The 14169-nt window shown below is 43.1% G+C and carries 14 protein-coding genes; 11 read left to right on the forward strand and 3 right to left on the reverse strand.

All coding sequences use genetic code 11. The features are described from left to right. Positions 1–58 precede the first annotated feature (58 nt). On the forward strand, positions 59–1387 hold the full coding sequence (glnA, locus tag ACFQ3J_RS03240) for a type I glutamate--ammonia ligase (RefSeq protein ID WP_091157738.1): 1329 nt from the start codon (positions 59–61) through the stop codon (positions 1385–1387). A gap of 370 nt (positions 1388–1757) precedes the next feature. Here the strand turns inward: glnA and ACFQ3J_RS03245 are convergent, their stop codons facing one another. Beyond that, on the reverse strand, positions 1758–2456 hold the full coding sequence (locus ACFQ3J_RS03245) for an Ltp family lipoprotein (RefSeq protein ID WP_091157736.1): 699 nt from the start codon (positions 2454–2456) through the stop codon (positions 1758–1760). Between the two features lie 467 nt (positions 2457–2923). On the opposite strand from ACFQ3J_RS03245, the gene ACFQ3J_RS03250 reads away from it, so the two are divergent. Continuing rightward, a complete protein-coding gene (locus ACFQ3J_RS03250; RefSeq protein ID WP_244533209.1) occupies positions 2924–3151 on the forward strand; it encodes a DNA-binding protein in 228 nt (75 codons plus the stop codon). A 528-nt stretch (positions 3152–3679) separates the two neighbouring features. On the opposite strand, the gene lexA is transcribed toward ACFQ3J_RS03250, so the two are convergent. Continuing rightward, positions 3680–4309, reverse strand: a complete 630-nt coding sequence (lexA, locus tag ACFQ3J_RS03255) for a transcriptional repressor LexA (protein ID WP_091157734.1) — start codon at positions 4307–4309, stop codon at positions 3680–3682. A 178-nt stretch (positions 4310–4487) separates the two neighbouring features. Between lexA and ACFQ3J_RS03260 the strand changes: the two genes are divergently transcribed. The 5 genes from ACFQ3J_RS03260 (at position 4488) to ACFQ3J_RS03280 (ending at position 7125) form a co-directional block, all read left to right on the forward strand. Then, entirely contained in the window at positions 4488–4856 is a 369-nt protein-coding gene (locus ACFQ3J_RS03260; RefSeq protein WP_091157731.1) for a LysM peptidoglycan-binding domain-containing protein, read from the forward strand. A gap of 163 nt (positions 4857–5019) precedes the next feature. After that, positions 5020–5223, forward strand: a complete 204-nt coding sequence (locus ACFQ3J_RS03265) for a DUF896 domain-containing protein (RefSeq protein WP_091157729.1) — start codon at positions 5020–5022, stop codon at positions 5221–5223. A 48-nt stretch (positions 5224–5271) separates the two neighbouring features. Continuing rightward, positions 5272–5787: a hypothetical protein gene (locus tag ACFQ3J_RS03270; RefSeq protein ID WP_091157726.1), complete on the forward strand. Its 516-nt coding sequence runs from the start codon at positions 5272–5274 to the stop codon at positions 5785–5787. A 45-nt stretch (positions 5788–5832) separates the two neighbouring features. After that, positions 5833–6615 carry an HAD family hydrolase gene (locus ACFQ3J_RS03275; RefSeq protein ID WP_251581130.1) on the forward strand — a complete coding sequence of 261 codons (783 nt, stop codon included), beginning with the start codon at positions 5833–5835 and terminating at the stop codon, positions 6613–6615. Between the two features lie 78 nt (positions 6616–6693). Beyond that, positions 6694–7125 carry a FixH family protein gene (locus ACFQ3J_RS03280; RefSeq protein WP_251581132.1) on the forward strand — a complete coding sequence of 144 codons (432 nt, stop codon included), beginning with the start codon at positions 6694–6696 and terminating at the stop codon, positions 7123–7125. A 35-nt stretch (positions 7126–7160) separates the two neighbouring features. On the opposite strand, the gene ACFQ3J_RS03285 is transcribed toward ACFQ3J_RS03280, so the two are convergent. Beyond that, positions 7161–7715: a cupin domain-containing protein gene (locus tag ACFQ3J_RS03285; RefSeq protein ID WP_251581134.1), complete on the reverse strand. Its 555-nt coding sequence runs from the start codon at positions 7713–7715 to the stop codon at positions 7161–7163. A gap of 161 nt (positions 7716–7876) precedes the next feature. On the opposite strand from ACFQ3J_RS03285, the gene metH reads away from it, so the two are divergent. From metH to ACFQ3J_RS03305, 4 genes are all read left to right on the forward strand, one after another. Then, the gene (gene metH, locus ACFQ3J_RS03290) at positions 7877–11257 is read left to right on the forward strand and encodes a methionine synthase (RefSeq protein WP_285849996.1); all 3381 of its coding nucleotides are present in this window, start codon (positions 7877–7879) and stop codon (positions 11255–11257) included. A gap of 197 nt (positions 11258–11454) precedes the next feature. Then, positions 11455–12372 carry a ribonuclease Z gene (gene rnz, locus ACFQ3J_RS03295; RefSeq protein WP_251581137.1) on the forward strand — a complete coding sequence of 306 codons (918 nt, stop codon included), beginning with the start codon at positions 11455–11457 and terminating at the stop codon, positions 12370–12372. Positions 12373–12503: 131 nt separating this feature from the next. Next, complete coding sequence (locus tag ACFQ3J_RS03300; RefSeq protein WP_251581139.1) at positions 12504–13286, forward strand: TIGR01457 family HAD-type hydrolase; 783 nt, start codon at positions 12504–12506, stop codon at positions 13284–13286. 54 nt (positions 13287–13340) lie between these two features. After that, positions 13341–14168 carry an Fpg/Nei family DNA glycosylase gene (locus tag ACFQ3J_RS03305; RefSeq protein ID WP_251581141.1) on the forward strand — a complete coding sequence of 276 codons (828 nt, stop codon included), beginning with the start codon at positions 13341–13343 and terminating at the stop codon, positions 14166–14168. Position 14169: the final 1 nt, after the last annotated feature.

The raw sequence follows: 14169 nt of genomic DNA on the forward strand, positions 1-14169 counted from the left end.
CTGCAATAGCAATACTTGTTGAAGCTGATACTTTTAAGAAGAAGAGGGAGAGGATATAGTGAGTTATACAAAAGATGACATTCTCCGCATAGCGAAAGAAGAAAATGTACGTTTCATTCGTTTGCAATTTACAGATTTGCTTGGAACAATCAAAAACGTTGAAATTCCCGTAAGCCAGCTGGAAAAAGCACTCGACAACAAGATGATGTTTGACGGCTCTTCCATCGAAGGCTATGTTCGTATTGAAGAATCAGATATGTACTTGTACCCGGATCTGGACACATGGGTTATTTTCCCATGGGTAACAGAGAATCGTGTTGCGCGTCTTATTTGTGATGTGTATATGCCAGATGGAACTCCGTTTGCTGGGGACCCGCGTGGCATCCTGAAGCGTGTGCTTACAGAAGCAGAGCAAATGGGCTACACTTCTATGAACGTAGGACCAGAACCCGAATTCTTCCTGTTCCGTACGGATGCCAATGGTAACCCAACGGAAGAACTGAACGACCAAGGTGGTTATTTTGACCTTGCTCCAACGGATCTTGGAGAGAACTGCCGTCGTGAGATCGTACTGACGCTCGAGGAAATGGGCTTCGAGATTGAAGCCTCTCACCATGAGGTTGCTCCAGGGCAGCATGAAATTGACTTTAAATATGCAGACGCAATCAAGGCTGCTGACCAGATCCAGACATTTAAACTGGTTGTCAAAACGATTGCTCGTCAGCATGGACTGCATGCGACCTTTATGCCTAAGCCGCTCTTCGGTATGAATGGTTCAGGCATGCACTGTCACCAATCTCTATTCAAAGACAATGTGAATACATTCTATGATGGATCCGATACTTTGGGTCTCAGCAAAACAGCACGCCAATACATGGCTGGTATTCTCAAGCATGCACGCGCTATGGCGGCAATTACGAATCCGACAGTGAACTCTTACAAACGTTTGGTTCCTGGTTATGAAGCGCCTTGCTATGTTGCATGGTCTGCAAGTAACCGTAGTCCGATGATCCGTATTCCGGCTTCCCGTGGGCTAAGTACTCGTGTAGAAGTACGTAATCCGGACCCTGCTGCGAATCCATATCTGGCACTGGCTGTGATGCTCAAAGCCGGACTGGACGGAATTAACCGTGAGCTGAGTCTTCCTGCTCCGATTGACCGCAATATTTACATCATGTCCGAAGAAGAGCGTATTGAAGAAGGTATTCCTTCACTCCCAGCCGACCTGAAGGAAGCATTGCATGAGCTGATCCGCAGCGAAGTTATTACTGAGGCGCTTGGTGATCATGCGCTGGCTCACTTCTATGAGCTGAAAGAGATCGAGTGGGACATGTATCGTACACAAGTACATCAATGGGAACGCGATCAATATTTGACGCTTTACTAAAACCGGAAACCCTTGGCGCTCTAAGAGCTCAAGGGTTTTTCTTTATGGGAGCATATTGTAGGATTATGAGCATACACATCTAAAGTAATACTGATGCTATGATGACCTATTCTTTCTTGTACGTATCTCAGCACCAGCTTTAAAAAGGAGTACTGCATGTGTGTTGCAAAGCATGAATGGCTATTACCAGTAAATTCGCTTTTGACTTTAATCGCGAACAATTCGGAAGATATTGCTAAATTTGATTAAAGACAAAGACTATCAAAGATCGAAGCAGCTGACTAAATGAAAGAGCCCTGTTCTCATGGACAGGGCTTTATTTCTAATTCATCCTCTTTTTAATTATTTTGAATATATAATATCTTCGTTCTTATTCTAAATTATCAATAGCGTATTGTGCTTCTTCCTCGGTGAATTTTTCCCCGTATTCTGAAATCAATTGATCATAAATAGCCGAATTTGACATACTCATAGTTTCTGCATATGTTTGTGCCTTTTTTAATGCATTTTCTTTCCAATCAAATACAATGTTATCAATAGCATATCGAGCGGCTTCTTCTGGGAAGTTTTCTCCATATTCAGAAGTCAACTGATCGTAAATTCCTGCCTTTGACATATTCATAGTTTCTGCGTATGATTCCGCTTTTATTAATGCCGCTTTATGTTCTCTAGGTATACTTTCCTCTTTTGCCGCTGCTTCTTTTTTGGCTGCTTCTTCAGTAGCTTTTGCTTCTGCTTCCTTTTTAGCTGTATCTTCAGCAGCATTTGCTTCAGCCTCTTGTGCGGCCTTCTCTTGTTCGTCTGGTTCTTCTGCTTCTTCAGTAGGAGCGTTTGAAGACGCTGTCGTAACATTTGTTTCTACGACTTCAGTAGATGTTTCATCTGATTCAGCTGTCTCGGTTTGAGTGCTTGGATCTGCAGATACCGCAACAACTACTATTATGAAAAGCACCAAGCAAGTTAAGAATCTTTTCTTAGCAAATCCATTCTTTTTGGCAACCGAAATCAAGCCTAACACTAGGTAAATAATAAATCCTACAAAACTAAACAAGCCTATAACTGCCCACATGTAGATATACCCTCCTAAAGTATCAATTCCAAACAAAACATAGTCTAACAGATATAGGAATATATATCCATATAGTTTTGCAAAATAATGCACAAAAGAAGATTACTGACTATGGAAAAGCCCTATTTTCTTGGACAGGTCTTCATTTCTATTTCATCATCTATTATCTCGGAAATAGCGGGTTACGCTTCTCACGGCCTTGGTCAGCTTAGCCACCGCAATAGTCAACCTCCTCGTAGCCCTTTAACGATAGGTAGGACTTGAGAGCCACACGGTCAGTTAATCTCAACGACCGACCGTGTGAGTTCCTTAATCTTTCTCTTCAATTTATAGCATACCGCGAAAAGGGCATGTTAATCATGAGTATGTCAAAAAAAACTAAAGCAACTTTGATAATTAGCTTACTTTCATTGGATTCAGCATTGTACAATCGTAATATTAATTATGGGGTGATTTGATGGAACGGGATGAAACTGATCCGTATTATTAACGAAAATGTGCTGACATCGGCTGAAGCAGTGGAAATGCTTGGAGGTTCAAAACAGAATCTTTCTTCCTTGATGAAGCGTCAAAAGCTTTTGCCGATTAAGGAATCTGGGTCAGTTTGTCTCTTCCTTAAATCATATGTTGAAGCGAGAAAAAAGGAAGCTGGGAATTACGTGAAAAGTATCGACCATACGAATAGTTTTAAATAGTGGGCTCTCTTGCAATTTGATATTGCATAACGTGGTAAAATTCTAACTAAAACGAAAAAGGCTTTTCTACAGGGGACAGCAACGGTTTATGCAATCGCTGAATTCTTACGTCCTTCTTTATACCGCAAAGATAGAGAAGACCCTATCTTGGTGTTTATTGATAAGGAGCTTGTTTGTAGTTGTGCGATTGAAGGATATAACAGAGTTAAGCGTTAAAGTAAAAGGAGGACATTATGTGCGCGAAGTCTGTATGTTTAAGTATGCAAATTAAGTTAGGGTTTAAAATAAAGGCCAGATTACATAATTAGAGTCTAAGTTCTAAGTTCTAAGTTCGAAAGAGTGCTTACCAGTTTATCTGCAGGTAAGGCACTCTCTTTATACCAACGTGCCCCGAAACAGGATACAAACCTCAGTTGAGTAAGAGATTGTTGCAACAAAATATAAGTCAGTTGACTACAAAAAAGCAGAGGTCTTCTCGCGAAGATCTCTGCTTATTACTTACTATACAAAAAATAAAAAAATGGCTAATTAATGAAGGAAGTCACGGAACAAGCCTATGACCTTACCTAGAATTGTTACTTTCGTAAGCCGGAGAGGTTCATATGTAGGATTCTCTGGCTGCAGGCGAATATGGTCTTTCTCTTTATAGAAAGTCTTAACGGTAGCTTCGTCATCTTCAGTCATCGCGACGACGATATCTCCGTTATTCGCAGTTTGCTGCTGGCGGACGATGACATAGTCACCATTCGAAATTCCCGCTTCAATCATACTATCTCCGACAACGGACAACATAAACACTTTCTCATCACCAACATACTGCATCGGCAGTGGGAAATAATCTTCAATATTCTCTGTAGCTGTGATCGGAATACCTGCAGTAACTTTACCCACTACAGGGACGCGAGCAACCGTCTGAGTAAATTGAACTACATTATCATCATCATCTTGACCGAGCAATTCAATAGCCCGTGGCTTGGTAGGGTCTCTACGAATTAACCCCTTCTTCTCCAGACGATCCAGGTGTCCGTGAACGGTTGAACTGGAGGCTAGGCCAACAGCTTCACCAATCTCTCTTACGGACGGAGGATATCCTTTCAATCGGACTTCATTGCGTATAAACTCCAGAATGGCTAACTGTCTGCTGGATACCTTCGACATACCGTATCAACTCCACATAATAACGTTTGGGAAAATTATAGCATAGAACCTCCGTTCGTACAAACATTAGTTCTAAAAAAATGCAGAACAATTGTTCTCAAAAACTATTGCCCAAAACACATGTTCGTGTTATAGTGAGTTTATAAGAAATGAGAACAAACGTTTGGAGGTTGGAATAATGCTTAGATACAGCACTTATAACAGCATACATCCTAGAACAGATGAATCGACTAACAATACCTTGGGTGAAACGATACATATTATAATGAAGAAGAACAAACAGAGAACAATCCGCTTGATATTGATCGTGGCGATTCTGTTTCTGAGCTTGACTGGGTTCATGACTGTTTTTGCAGATGCGGGACAAGAGATGACATATGAGAAGGTTGTTGTAAATCCGGGCGATACCTTATGGGCAATCGGCACAGAATACAAACCAGAAGGTATGGATATAAGAGATTATGTGAATCAAATTCAGCGAATTAATGGGTTATCAAGCAGCGACATACAAGTGGGCCAGATGCTGAATCTCCCTTATTTTGATTGATATGTATAATTCATTCATATTATTTAACATGCTGAGGACGCGGCTTGATCTGCGTCTTTTTTCTGTTCTGTATTAAATACAGGCTATACAGGTATTTACCTTGACAACCCTTTCTAATCATGTCAAAGTTAAAGAGACTATGCATTTTGGAGGGGAACAACAGTTGGATATTGAACGTCTAGTTGCGAGGATTAATGAGCTTGCACGCAAGCAGAAGGAATCCGGGCTTACTGAAGAAGAATTGGCTGAACGGGCTGAGCTTAGAGAGATCTATTTGAACAACATCCGCAGCAACTTCCGTCAGCAGCTGGAATCCATTGAAATTGTGGATGATGTAAGCGGCGACACTTATTCAAAAGGAAAATGATTTATTAAATAGGTTAATGCTTTTGTTATAGATTGAAGGAGGATACTCATGGCGAGTTCATTTGAAAGATCGGTAAAGAAAAACCAGCAGAAAATTAATAAAGATCGTAGAAAGAGAGGCCAGCCATCCATCGGATCTGGTGTTGAACAAGAAGATGTGTTTAAAGGAAGAGCCTTTTTGTTCCCATTTGTACTTGTTGTGCTTTCATTTATGTTCCTGACCCTTAGTGGTTTGACGACAGATGGAGTAGGTACATTTGACTGGGTCGTATTCGCGCTTTATCTTGGACTGGCAATAATGTATTTTATGCGTCGACCTTATCTGAAAGTCGGCAAGAAGCGTATCAAGACGATTAAGCTAAGCAGAGAACGTTCCATGGGTGTAGAGGATATTAAGAAAATTGTGTTGGAAAAGGGATCTGTCATTGTTGAGCGCAATGGTAAAGGTGGTCCTTGGGTGTTCAGCAAATTGCTTAACCTATATGATGTAGAAGCGATGGGAGCACGACTTGTACAGTTTGCCCAAAATCATCAAATACCTGTCGAAGATAAGAGAGTAAAGTAAGAAGTCTAACATACGATACCATACATTCGGGGGAGAGAGAGAAGTATGTCAATCAAAGCAGTGCTATTCGATTTGGATGATACACTCTTATGGGATGAACGGAGTGTAGAGGAAGCTTTTTATGAAACATGTCTAATTGCATCAAATCAAACAGGAGTTGATCCTCATGAGCTGGAGACTTCTGTTCGCAATGAAGCAAGGAAGCTGTATGAATCGTATGAAACGTTTGCTTTTACAAAAATGATTGGCATTAACCCTTTTGAAGGATTATGGGCTAATTTTAACGGGAGTGACAGGGCTGAATTTAAGCAGCTCGAACAGATTGCTCCTGCGTACCGCCGAGATGCTTGGACCAAGGGTCTTCTTGCTCTAGGTATTGATCAGCCGTCACTCGGAGCGGAACTTGCAGAACATTTCGGTAAAGAGCGCCGAAGCCGTCCCTACATGTACGATGAAACAATTGAGACACTAGCTGAATTGCAAGGTAAGGTGAAGCTTCTATTACTGACAAATGGTTGTCCTTCTCTGCAGCAAGAGAAGCTAGATGGGGTTCCTGATCTTGTTCCTTTCTTTGACCACATCGTAATCTCAGGTACATTTGGCAAAGGGAAGCCGGATCCTTCAATCTTCAAGCATGCTCTGGATTTGCTGGATGTATCTCCAAATGAAGCACTGATGGTTGGTGATAAGCTGACCACTGACATTAAGGGAGCCCTTGCAGCAGGAATCAGAGCGGTTTGGATTAACCGAAATAATAAGCTGAACGAGGAAGCTTACGCTCCTGACGTAGAAATTAAGCATTTATCTGAAATCAAAAAAATGTTATAATCTTCCATGTAACCGCATCTGCTGCAGAGCAGCGGCGGTTTTCTTTTTACACAGAGTTAAGGGAGGAAGCTGAAGATCTTGAAACCCTTCTTACAATTGAACGGAGCAAATCCTTACCGGCAGCGGATCTCGATGGGCTTCATTATAATAACTTTATGTATTCTAATATCAGGCTGCTCATCTGATGCTTCTTCAGAGCCGGTAGTTCTCATGGAACCGATTGAAGTCAAGCTTAGTGCTTCAAGTGAAGAGATAAACCTGAACGAAACCGTACATATGGAGGCTGTGGTGACTCAACAAGCAGATGTCGTAGATGATGCAGATGAAGTGATGTTCGAGATTGCTACATTGGACGGTGTCGGCATGCAGTTTGAGGCGACACACCAAGGAGAGGGGGTATACGTATTTGACTATCAGTTTAAAGCTGCAGGAAAATACAAAGTCACTTCCCATGTCTCAGCAAGAGGTTTCCACTCGATGCCATCAGTACAAATAGTGGTGAAAGAGTAGAGTCAATTATGAATATCAGACAAGCTAGGACAACCTCATCGAGGTTGTCCATTTTTAATGTATTCCGGGTCGGGGTAGGGAGATACGGTCCAACCGTTTTCTTTAATAGTTAGCCGAACGGCTATGACCTCCTTGTTCTTCATTAGAGCAAAGGAATGTGGGGTATTCTCAGGAATAGCAATGACATCTCCTGCTGTTAGCTCTATATCAATATAGCCTGTTTCTTCATCAGCCTTCATGCTGAGAATACCGTTTCCTGACAGAATTGCATGCGCACCTTCATCTCCATGTGTATGCATTTCTTCAAGTTCAGCCAGCTCGGCTTCAAGGTCGGCAGTGGCATTTGACAGTGAAATGACTTCCCATTGTTGATAGCCATGACGTCCTGCCATATCAGAAATTTCTTCTTTATAGAGGTTCAAGACCTGCTGTTGTTCTTCGTCAGACAGCAGATTGTTTTTATTAAGCTCTGCCGGCAGCTTGGTTGAATCCCATTGCTCATAGAGCACATTATAGTCTTTTAGAAAATTACGAACATTCTCCATTCCGCTAATTCTTTCATTCGTGTTTCTGATCAAAATTTCTGGCATGATTATTCCCTCTTTTCTAATTGGTTTAATGAATGAATTACCTTCCCAATAGGGCTCCTTTCTGCTAAACTAAGACTTAACGTTTTGCGGGAGGTATGACAGTGATCAAGAGTGACTTAAAGGATACGTTGAATAAACGAATATTAATTCTAGATGGCGCTATGGGCACCATGATCCAGCAAGAGAATCTGACTGCCGAGGATTTCGGCGGTGAAGAGCTGGATGGCTGTAACGAAATACTTGTGCTTACGAAACCGGAATTGATTCAAAATATACATGAACGTTATCTCGAAGCTGGCGCTCATCTTATTGAAACGAACACCTTTGGGGCCACTTCTGTCGTGCTAGCAGAATACGATATCCAAGATCGAGCAAGAGAGATTAATCTCGCTGCAGCGAAACTGGCTAGAGCAGCTGTGGATAAATATAACTCACCGGAATCTCCACGATATGTCGTAGGAGCTATGGGACCGACGACGAAGACCTTGTCAGTTACAGGAGGCGTTACTTTTCAGGAGCTGATTGACAGCTATGAAGAGCAAGTTCTGGCTTTGATCGACGGTGGTGTTGATGTACTACTGCTAGAAACTTCTCAGGATACACTCAATGTCAAAGCTGGCAGCATCGGGATCAGACAAGCATTCTCCAAACGCAGCATCGAGCTCCCCATCATGATTTCTGGGACGATTGAGCCGATGGGAACAATGCTAGCAGGTCAGAACATTGAGGCGTTTTATGTTTCCTTAGAACACCTTAACCCGATATCGGTCGGGCTAAACTGTGCAACAGGTCCAGAATTTATGAGAGATCATATTCGTTCCTTGTCCTCCATGGCAGGAACGGCGGTCAGCTGTTATCCCAACGCAGGTTTACCGGATGAGAATGGTCAATATCATGAATCACCAGATTCTCTGGCGACCAAGATTGCTGCTTTTGCTGAACAAGGCTGGATCAATATTGCAGGGGGATGCTGCGGGACTACACCGGATCATATCAGGGCTCTTGCTGAAAAGCTGGGTACAATGAAGCCTCGTCCGCTTACTGGGGAACATCCTCCGGCTATTTCGGGTATTGACCCTGTGTATGTAGAACAGGATAACCGCCCTTATATGGTTGGTGAACGAACCAACGTGCTGGGTTCCCGTAAATTTAAACGTCTTATTGTGGAAGGCAAGTATGAAGAGGCTTCTGAAATTGCTCGTGCTCAGGTCAAGAACGGTGCTCAAGTTGTTGACATTTGCGTACAAGACCCTGATCGGGATGAAGCTGAGGATATGCGCAAGTTCCTGGAGCTCGTAGCTAAGAAAGTTAAAGTACCGTTAATGATAGATACAACAGATAGTGAAGTCATTGATCTTGCCCTGCAATATTCTCAAGGAAAAGCGATAATCAACTCCATCAATTTGGAAGATGGCGAAGATAAATTTGAGAACGTAACGCCGATCATTCACAAATATGGAGCAGCTGTCGTTGTCGGAACGATAGATGAACGAGGCCAAGCTATCAGCAGGGAGGACAAGCTTGAGGTCGCCAAACGATCCTATGATCTTCTCGTGAATAAATACGGTCTTAAGCCCGAAGATATTATTTTCGATACGCTTGTATTTCCCGTCGGTACAGGTGATGAGCAGTATATTGGATCTGCTGCCGAAACGATAGAAGCCATTCGGATGATCAAGTCGGCATTACCAGGGACACATACGATACTAGGAGTCAGTAATGTTTCGTTTGGTCTGCCTGAGGCAGGACGTGAAGTGCTTAATTCAGTCTTTTTATATGAGAGTACCAAGGCAGGACTAGATTACGCGATCGTTAATACGGAAAAAGTAGAGCGTTACGCCTCAATACCGCTTGAAGAACGGAAACTTGCCGAAGATTTAATCTATCGAACAAATGATGAAACCTTAGCTGCTTTTGTGGCAGCATTCCGTAATAAAAAAGTGGAGAAAAAAGTCCAAATCTCAACTCTGACCTTGGAAGAACGTTTAGCTGCTTACGTTGTTGAGGGCAGCAAGGAAGGACTCATCCCTGATCTGGAGCTGGCGAGAGAGAAATACAGTCCACTTGAAATTATTAACGGACCGCTAATGAAAGGGATGGAAGAGGTTGGAAGACTATTCAACAACAATGAACTCATTGTTGCTGAGGTACTGCAAAGTGCAGAGGTAATGAAAGCTTCTGTGGCACATCTGGAGCAATTCATGGAGAAGAATGAATCCTCGGTGAAAGGTAAGATCATGCTCGCTACGGTGAAAGGTGATGTGCATGATATCGGTAAGAACCTTGTCGAGATCATTCTCGCGAACAATGGTTACCAGATCGTTAATTTGGGTATAAAAGTACCACCAGAACGTATCATTGAGTCTTATCGTGCAGAGAAAGTAGATGCAATCGGTTTATCCGGCCTATTAGTTAAATCAGCGCAGCAAATGGTGCTCACCGCACAGGATTTGAGGAATGCGGGAATTGACGTTCCCATTATGGTAGGTGGAGCAGCACTGACGAGGAAATTCACCAAGACTCGAATTAGACCTGAATATAGCGGAATGGTTGTATATGCGAAGGATGCCATGGACGGATTGGACATCGCAAACAAGCTAATGAATCCGCAATCCAGAGAGCTGATGCTGAAGGAAATGGAGCTCGAGAAGGAAAAGGATGCAGCAGCCGATAATAAGGTAATTCCTTTACCTGAGTTGACAAGAGTGGAACGCTCCAAAATTTCTCAAGAGGCACCTGTATATTTGCCACCTGATCTAGCAAGACATACCATTCGGAATTATCCAATTAGTCATATTCTTCCTTATGTAAACATGCAGATGCTGCTTGGGCATCATCTGGGAGTGAAAGGGAACGTAGAGCAGCTGCTTAAATCAGGTGATTCCAAGACAGTTCAGCTCAAAGAAACCGTCGATCAAATTATGGATGAGGCGATCAAAGACGGAATCATCAAGGCTAATGCAATGTATCGTTTCTTCCCAGCGCAGTCCAGAGGAAATGACATTATCATATATCATCCGGAAGATCATACTCAGGTATTGCATACCTTCACTTTCCCTAGACAGAATGTCGATCCCTATCTTTGTTTAGCCGATTTCCTGAAACCGGTTGAATCGGGTGTTATGGATTATGTAGGATTTTTAGTGGTTACCGCAGGACATGGCATTTCAGAGCTGGCTGCAGAGTGGAAAGAGAAGGGGGACTATCTCCGGTTTCATGCACTCCAATCCATTGCGCTTGAAGTGGCTGAAGGTTTGGCAGAACGGGTTCACCATATGATGAGAGATACCTGGGGATTCCCTGATCCGGCAGATATGACCATGAAGCAGCGTCTTGGGGCTAGATATCAAGGAATCCGAGTTTCTTTTGGGTATCCAGCATGTCCGGATCTGGAGGATCAAGAACCGTTATTTCGCTTGATGCGTCCGGAAGATATTGGTGTGGAACTAACGGAAGGATTTATGATGGAGCCAGAGGCCTCAGTATCGGCAATGGTATTCAGTCATCCAGAGGCTCAATATTTTAACGTAGAGAAGGCGTAATAATAAAGTATTGAAATGACCTTTTCCTCCGATTCCAAAATCGGAGGATTTTCATTTATAATCATAGGATTAAAGGTTATAACTAGAATGTGCTTCATGCATGGTTCCTTCCTTTTCTTTTTATACTAGAATCAATTTCATCGTTCTAATGAGTTATGAGATTGAATCACTATTTAAATATAACGAGGTGATAGATCGTGGAACTTTATTTTTTGGGGACCAATGCGGGTGTTCCATCATTGCAGAGAAACGTAACGGCTGTTGCGCTTCGCATGCTGGAGGAGCGGCGTTCCATCTGGCTATTTGATTGCGGAGAAGGTACACAGCATCAATTCTTGAAATCTCCCCTCAAATTGAGCAAACTCGAGAAAATATTCATTACTCATTTGCATGGCGACCATCTGTTCGGACTTCCGGGTCTCTTATCCAGCCGTGCTTATCAGGGAGGAACGACTCCGCTCACTTTATACGGCCCCCCGGGGATTAGAAAATATGTGGAGACATCACTTGAGCTTAGTCAATCTCGAATCAATTATGAGCTGAGCATTATAGAGCATGAGGGCGGTATTATTTTCGAAGACGATACGTTTATTGTGGAATCTGCTCTTCTTGAACATAGAATCGATAGTTATGGCTATCGGGTTATGGAGAAGGATCGTCCGGGCAGTCTCGACCCGAATAAGCTGGCAGTTCATGGCTTAAAGCCAGGTCCGCTATTTGGCAAGCTGAAGCGTGGTGAAAGTGTGGATCTTGGCGACGGTCTGGTGCTCCATGCCCATGATTTTTTGGGTGCGCCAAAACGAGGGAAAATCGTTACTATTCTTGGGGATACTAGGCCGAACGCTCATGTAGTGCCCTTGTCGGCTGGAGCTGATGTCATCGTCCATGAAGCGACTTTTCTGCATGACTTGGCCTCTACAGCGCATGAATACTATCATAGTACTTCTAGACAGGCAGCGGAAGCGGCAAAAGCAGCAGGAGCGCAGAAGCTGATCATAACGCATTTCAGTTCTAGATATAAGGATGAGGAACAACTTCAGCCCCTATTAAGCGAAGCGCGTGAACTATTTCCAAACACGATTCTGGCAGCCGAGCACGAACTGATTCAGGTCTAATTAGAAAGTAAGAAAAGGCCCTTTTATTCACGTTTTGCAATCTACTTAAAAAGGTTGTACGATGGGCATAATGCTTATCTAACAGCGTACATACAAAGGGTTTTATTCTTTTTTGGAAGGAGTGAAATAAATTGTCACAACCGAAAGCCTACCTGCTGGATTTGGACGGAACAATTTACCATGGGAAGCACCGGATTGATGGAGCAGATCAGCTCATTCAGCACTTGCGAAATTCGGCAATTCCGTACTTATATGTAACAAACAATTCTTCAAGAACTCCGGAAGGAGTCGCTGAGCATCTGAGATCCTTGGGGATTGAGGCGATCGGTGAAGAAGTATGTACCTCGGCAGTGGCTGCAGCTGAGTATGTAGCTAAGGAATCACCAGGAGCCAGAGTAGCGTATATCGGAGAGAATGGATTGTATCAAGCCATCCAAGCTGCGGGTCTTGAAATTACGGAGTCGAAGCCTCAGTATGTGATACAAGGTATTGATCGTGAATTTACATACGATAAGCTTACACAGGCACTGCGATGGATCAACGGGGGAGCCCGGTTTATATTGACTAATCCTGATTTGCAGCTTCCTGCCGATGATGGTCTGACTCCAGGTGCTGGAACCATAGGGGCTGCGATTGAGGCGGCTACGCAGGTGAAGCCAATTGTCATTGGTAAGCCTTCAAGTATTTTGATGAAGCATGCGATTGACAGATTAGGACTGCCCGCAACTGAGGTTGCCGTCATTGGAGATAATATGCGTACGGATATTGCAGCTGGAGCAGCAGCCGGCTGTTTATCTATTTTAGTGCTGACGGGTGTAACGACCAAAGAGAATCTGGATGCCCATGTTCGTGCGACAGGCATTAAGCCTGATGAAATTTATGAAGATTTGTACAAACTGGTGAGCAGCATCTAGTGAATGACGTATAATGTAACATGGACAGCAACAAGTGAAAGGAAGAATGCAAAGATGCCGGAACTACCGGAAATGGAGAATTACAAGCAGCTATTATCTGATCGAATATTAGATATTCCAATAACACAAGTGACCATTAATCGTGAAAAATCCATAAATGTCACTTCAGATGAATTCATTGCGTCACTTCTAAATACACGAATCGTATATATTGAGCGCCGGGCTAAGCATTTGATTTTTCACCTGAGCACGGGCCGCAGATTGGTCTTGCATCTCATGCTTGGCGGTGTTTTATATTTAGGAACAGAAGATCAGCGTCCGGATCGTAATACCCAGATTGAAATTCAGTTCGGCGATATAACCTTATATTTTATCGGGCTCAGACTAGGGTACTTACATTTGCTAAGTGCGAAGGAAACCGATGAGGCCATGTCAGAACTTGGGCCAGAACCGCTTGATTACCGCTTCACTGAGGATAAATTCAGAGCTGTGCTGAAAGGGAGAAGAGGAACAATAAAATCCACTCTCGTTAATCAGGAGGTAATCGCTGGTATCGGCAACTGTTATTCGGATGAGATTGCTTTCGCAGCGAGTCTCACACCAAGCACGAAGATTCAAAAGGTATTGGAATCCGAAGAATTAACAAGCAGGCTGTACCGGTCGATTCAATCTGTCTTGCGTGAAGCGACTGCAGGTGGCGGATATATGGAAATGCCGCTGTATGAAGGCGATGAACTCACCGGTAAATATAACGAACAGTGCAGAGTATATGATCGCGAAGGCGAAACGTGTACTCGCTGCAGTAAGGGGATTATCACCAAAACACTGATTACGGGCAAAAAGGCTTTTTACTGTCCGGAATGTCAGCAGGAAGAAGCCTGAT

The organism is Paenibacillus provencensis (assembly GCF_042678545.1).
Lineage (GTDB): Bacteria > Bacillota > Bacilli > Paenibacillales > Paenibacillaceae > Paenibacillus > Paenibacillus provencensis.

Bases quoted from the DNA above. Each gene is read 5' to 3' on its own strand.
- ACFQ3J_RS03285 (WP_251581134.1), bottom strand. From the start codon at position 7,715: ATGCCAGAAATTTTGATCAGAAACACGAATGAAAGAATTAGCGGAATG.
- lexA (WP_091157734.1), bottom strand. From the start codon at position 4,309: ATGTCGAAGGTATCCAGCAGACAGTTAGCCATTCTGGAGTTTATACGC.
- ACFQ3J_RS03260 (WP_091157731.1), top strand. From the start codon at position 4,488: ATGCTTAGATACAGCACTTATAACAGCATACATCCTAGAACAGATGAA.
- ACFQ3J_RS03245 (WP_091157736.1), bottom strand. From the start codon at position 2,456: ATGTGGGCAGTTATAGGCTTGTTTAGTTTTGTAGGATTTATTATTTAC.
- ACFQ3J_RS03270 (WP_091157726.1), top strand. From the start codon at position 5,272: ATGGCGAGTTCATTTGAAAGATCGGTAAAGAAAAACCAGCAGAAAATT.
- ACFQ3J_RS03250 (WP_244533209.1), top strand. From the start codon at position 2,924: ATGAAACTGATCCGTATTATTAACGAAAATGTGCTGACATCGGCTGAA.
- ACFQ3J_RS03305 (WP_251581141.1), top strand. From the start codon at position 13,341: ATGCCGGAACTACCGGAAATGGAGAATTACAAGCAGCTATTATCTGAT.
- ACFQ3J_RS03275 (WP_251581130.1), top strand. From the start codon at position 5,833: ATGTCAATCAAAGCAGTGCTATTCGATTTGGATGATACACTCTTATGG.
- metH (WP_285849996.1), top strand. From the start codon at position 7,877: ATGGGCACCATGATCCAGCAAGAGAATCTGACTGCCGAGGATTTCGGC.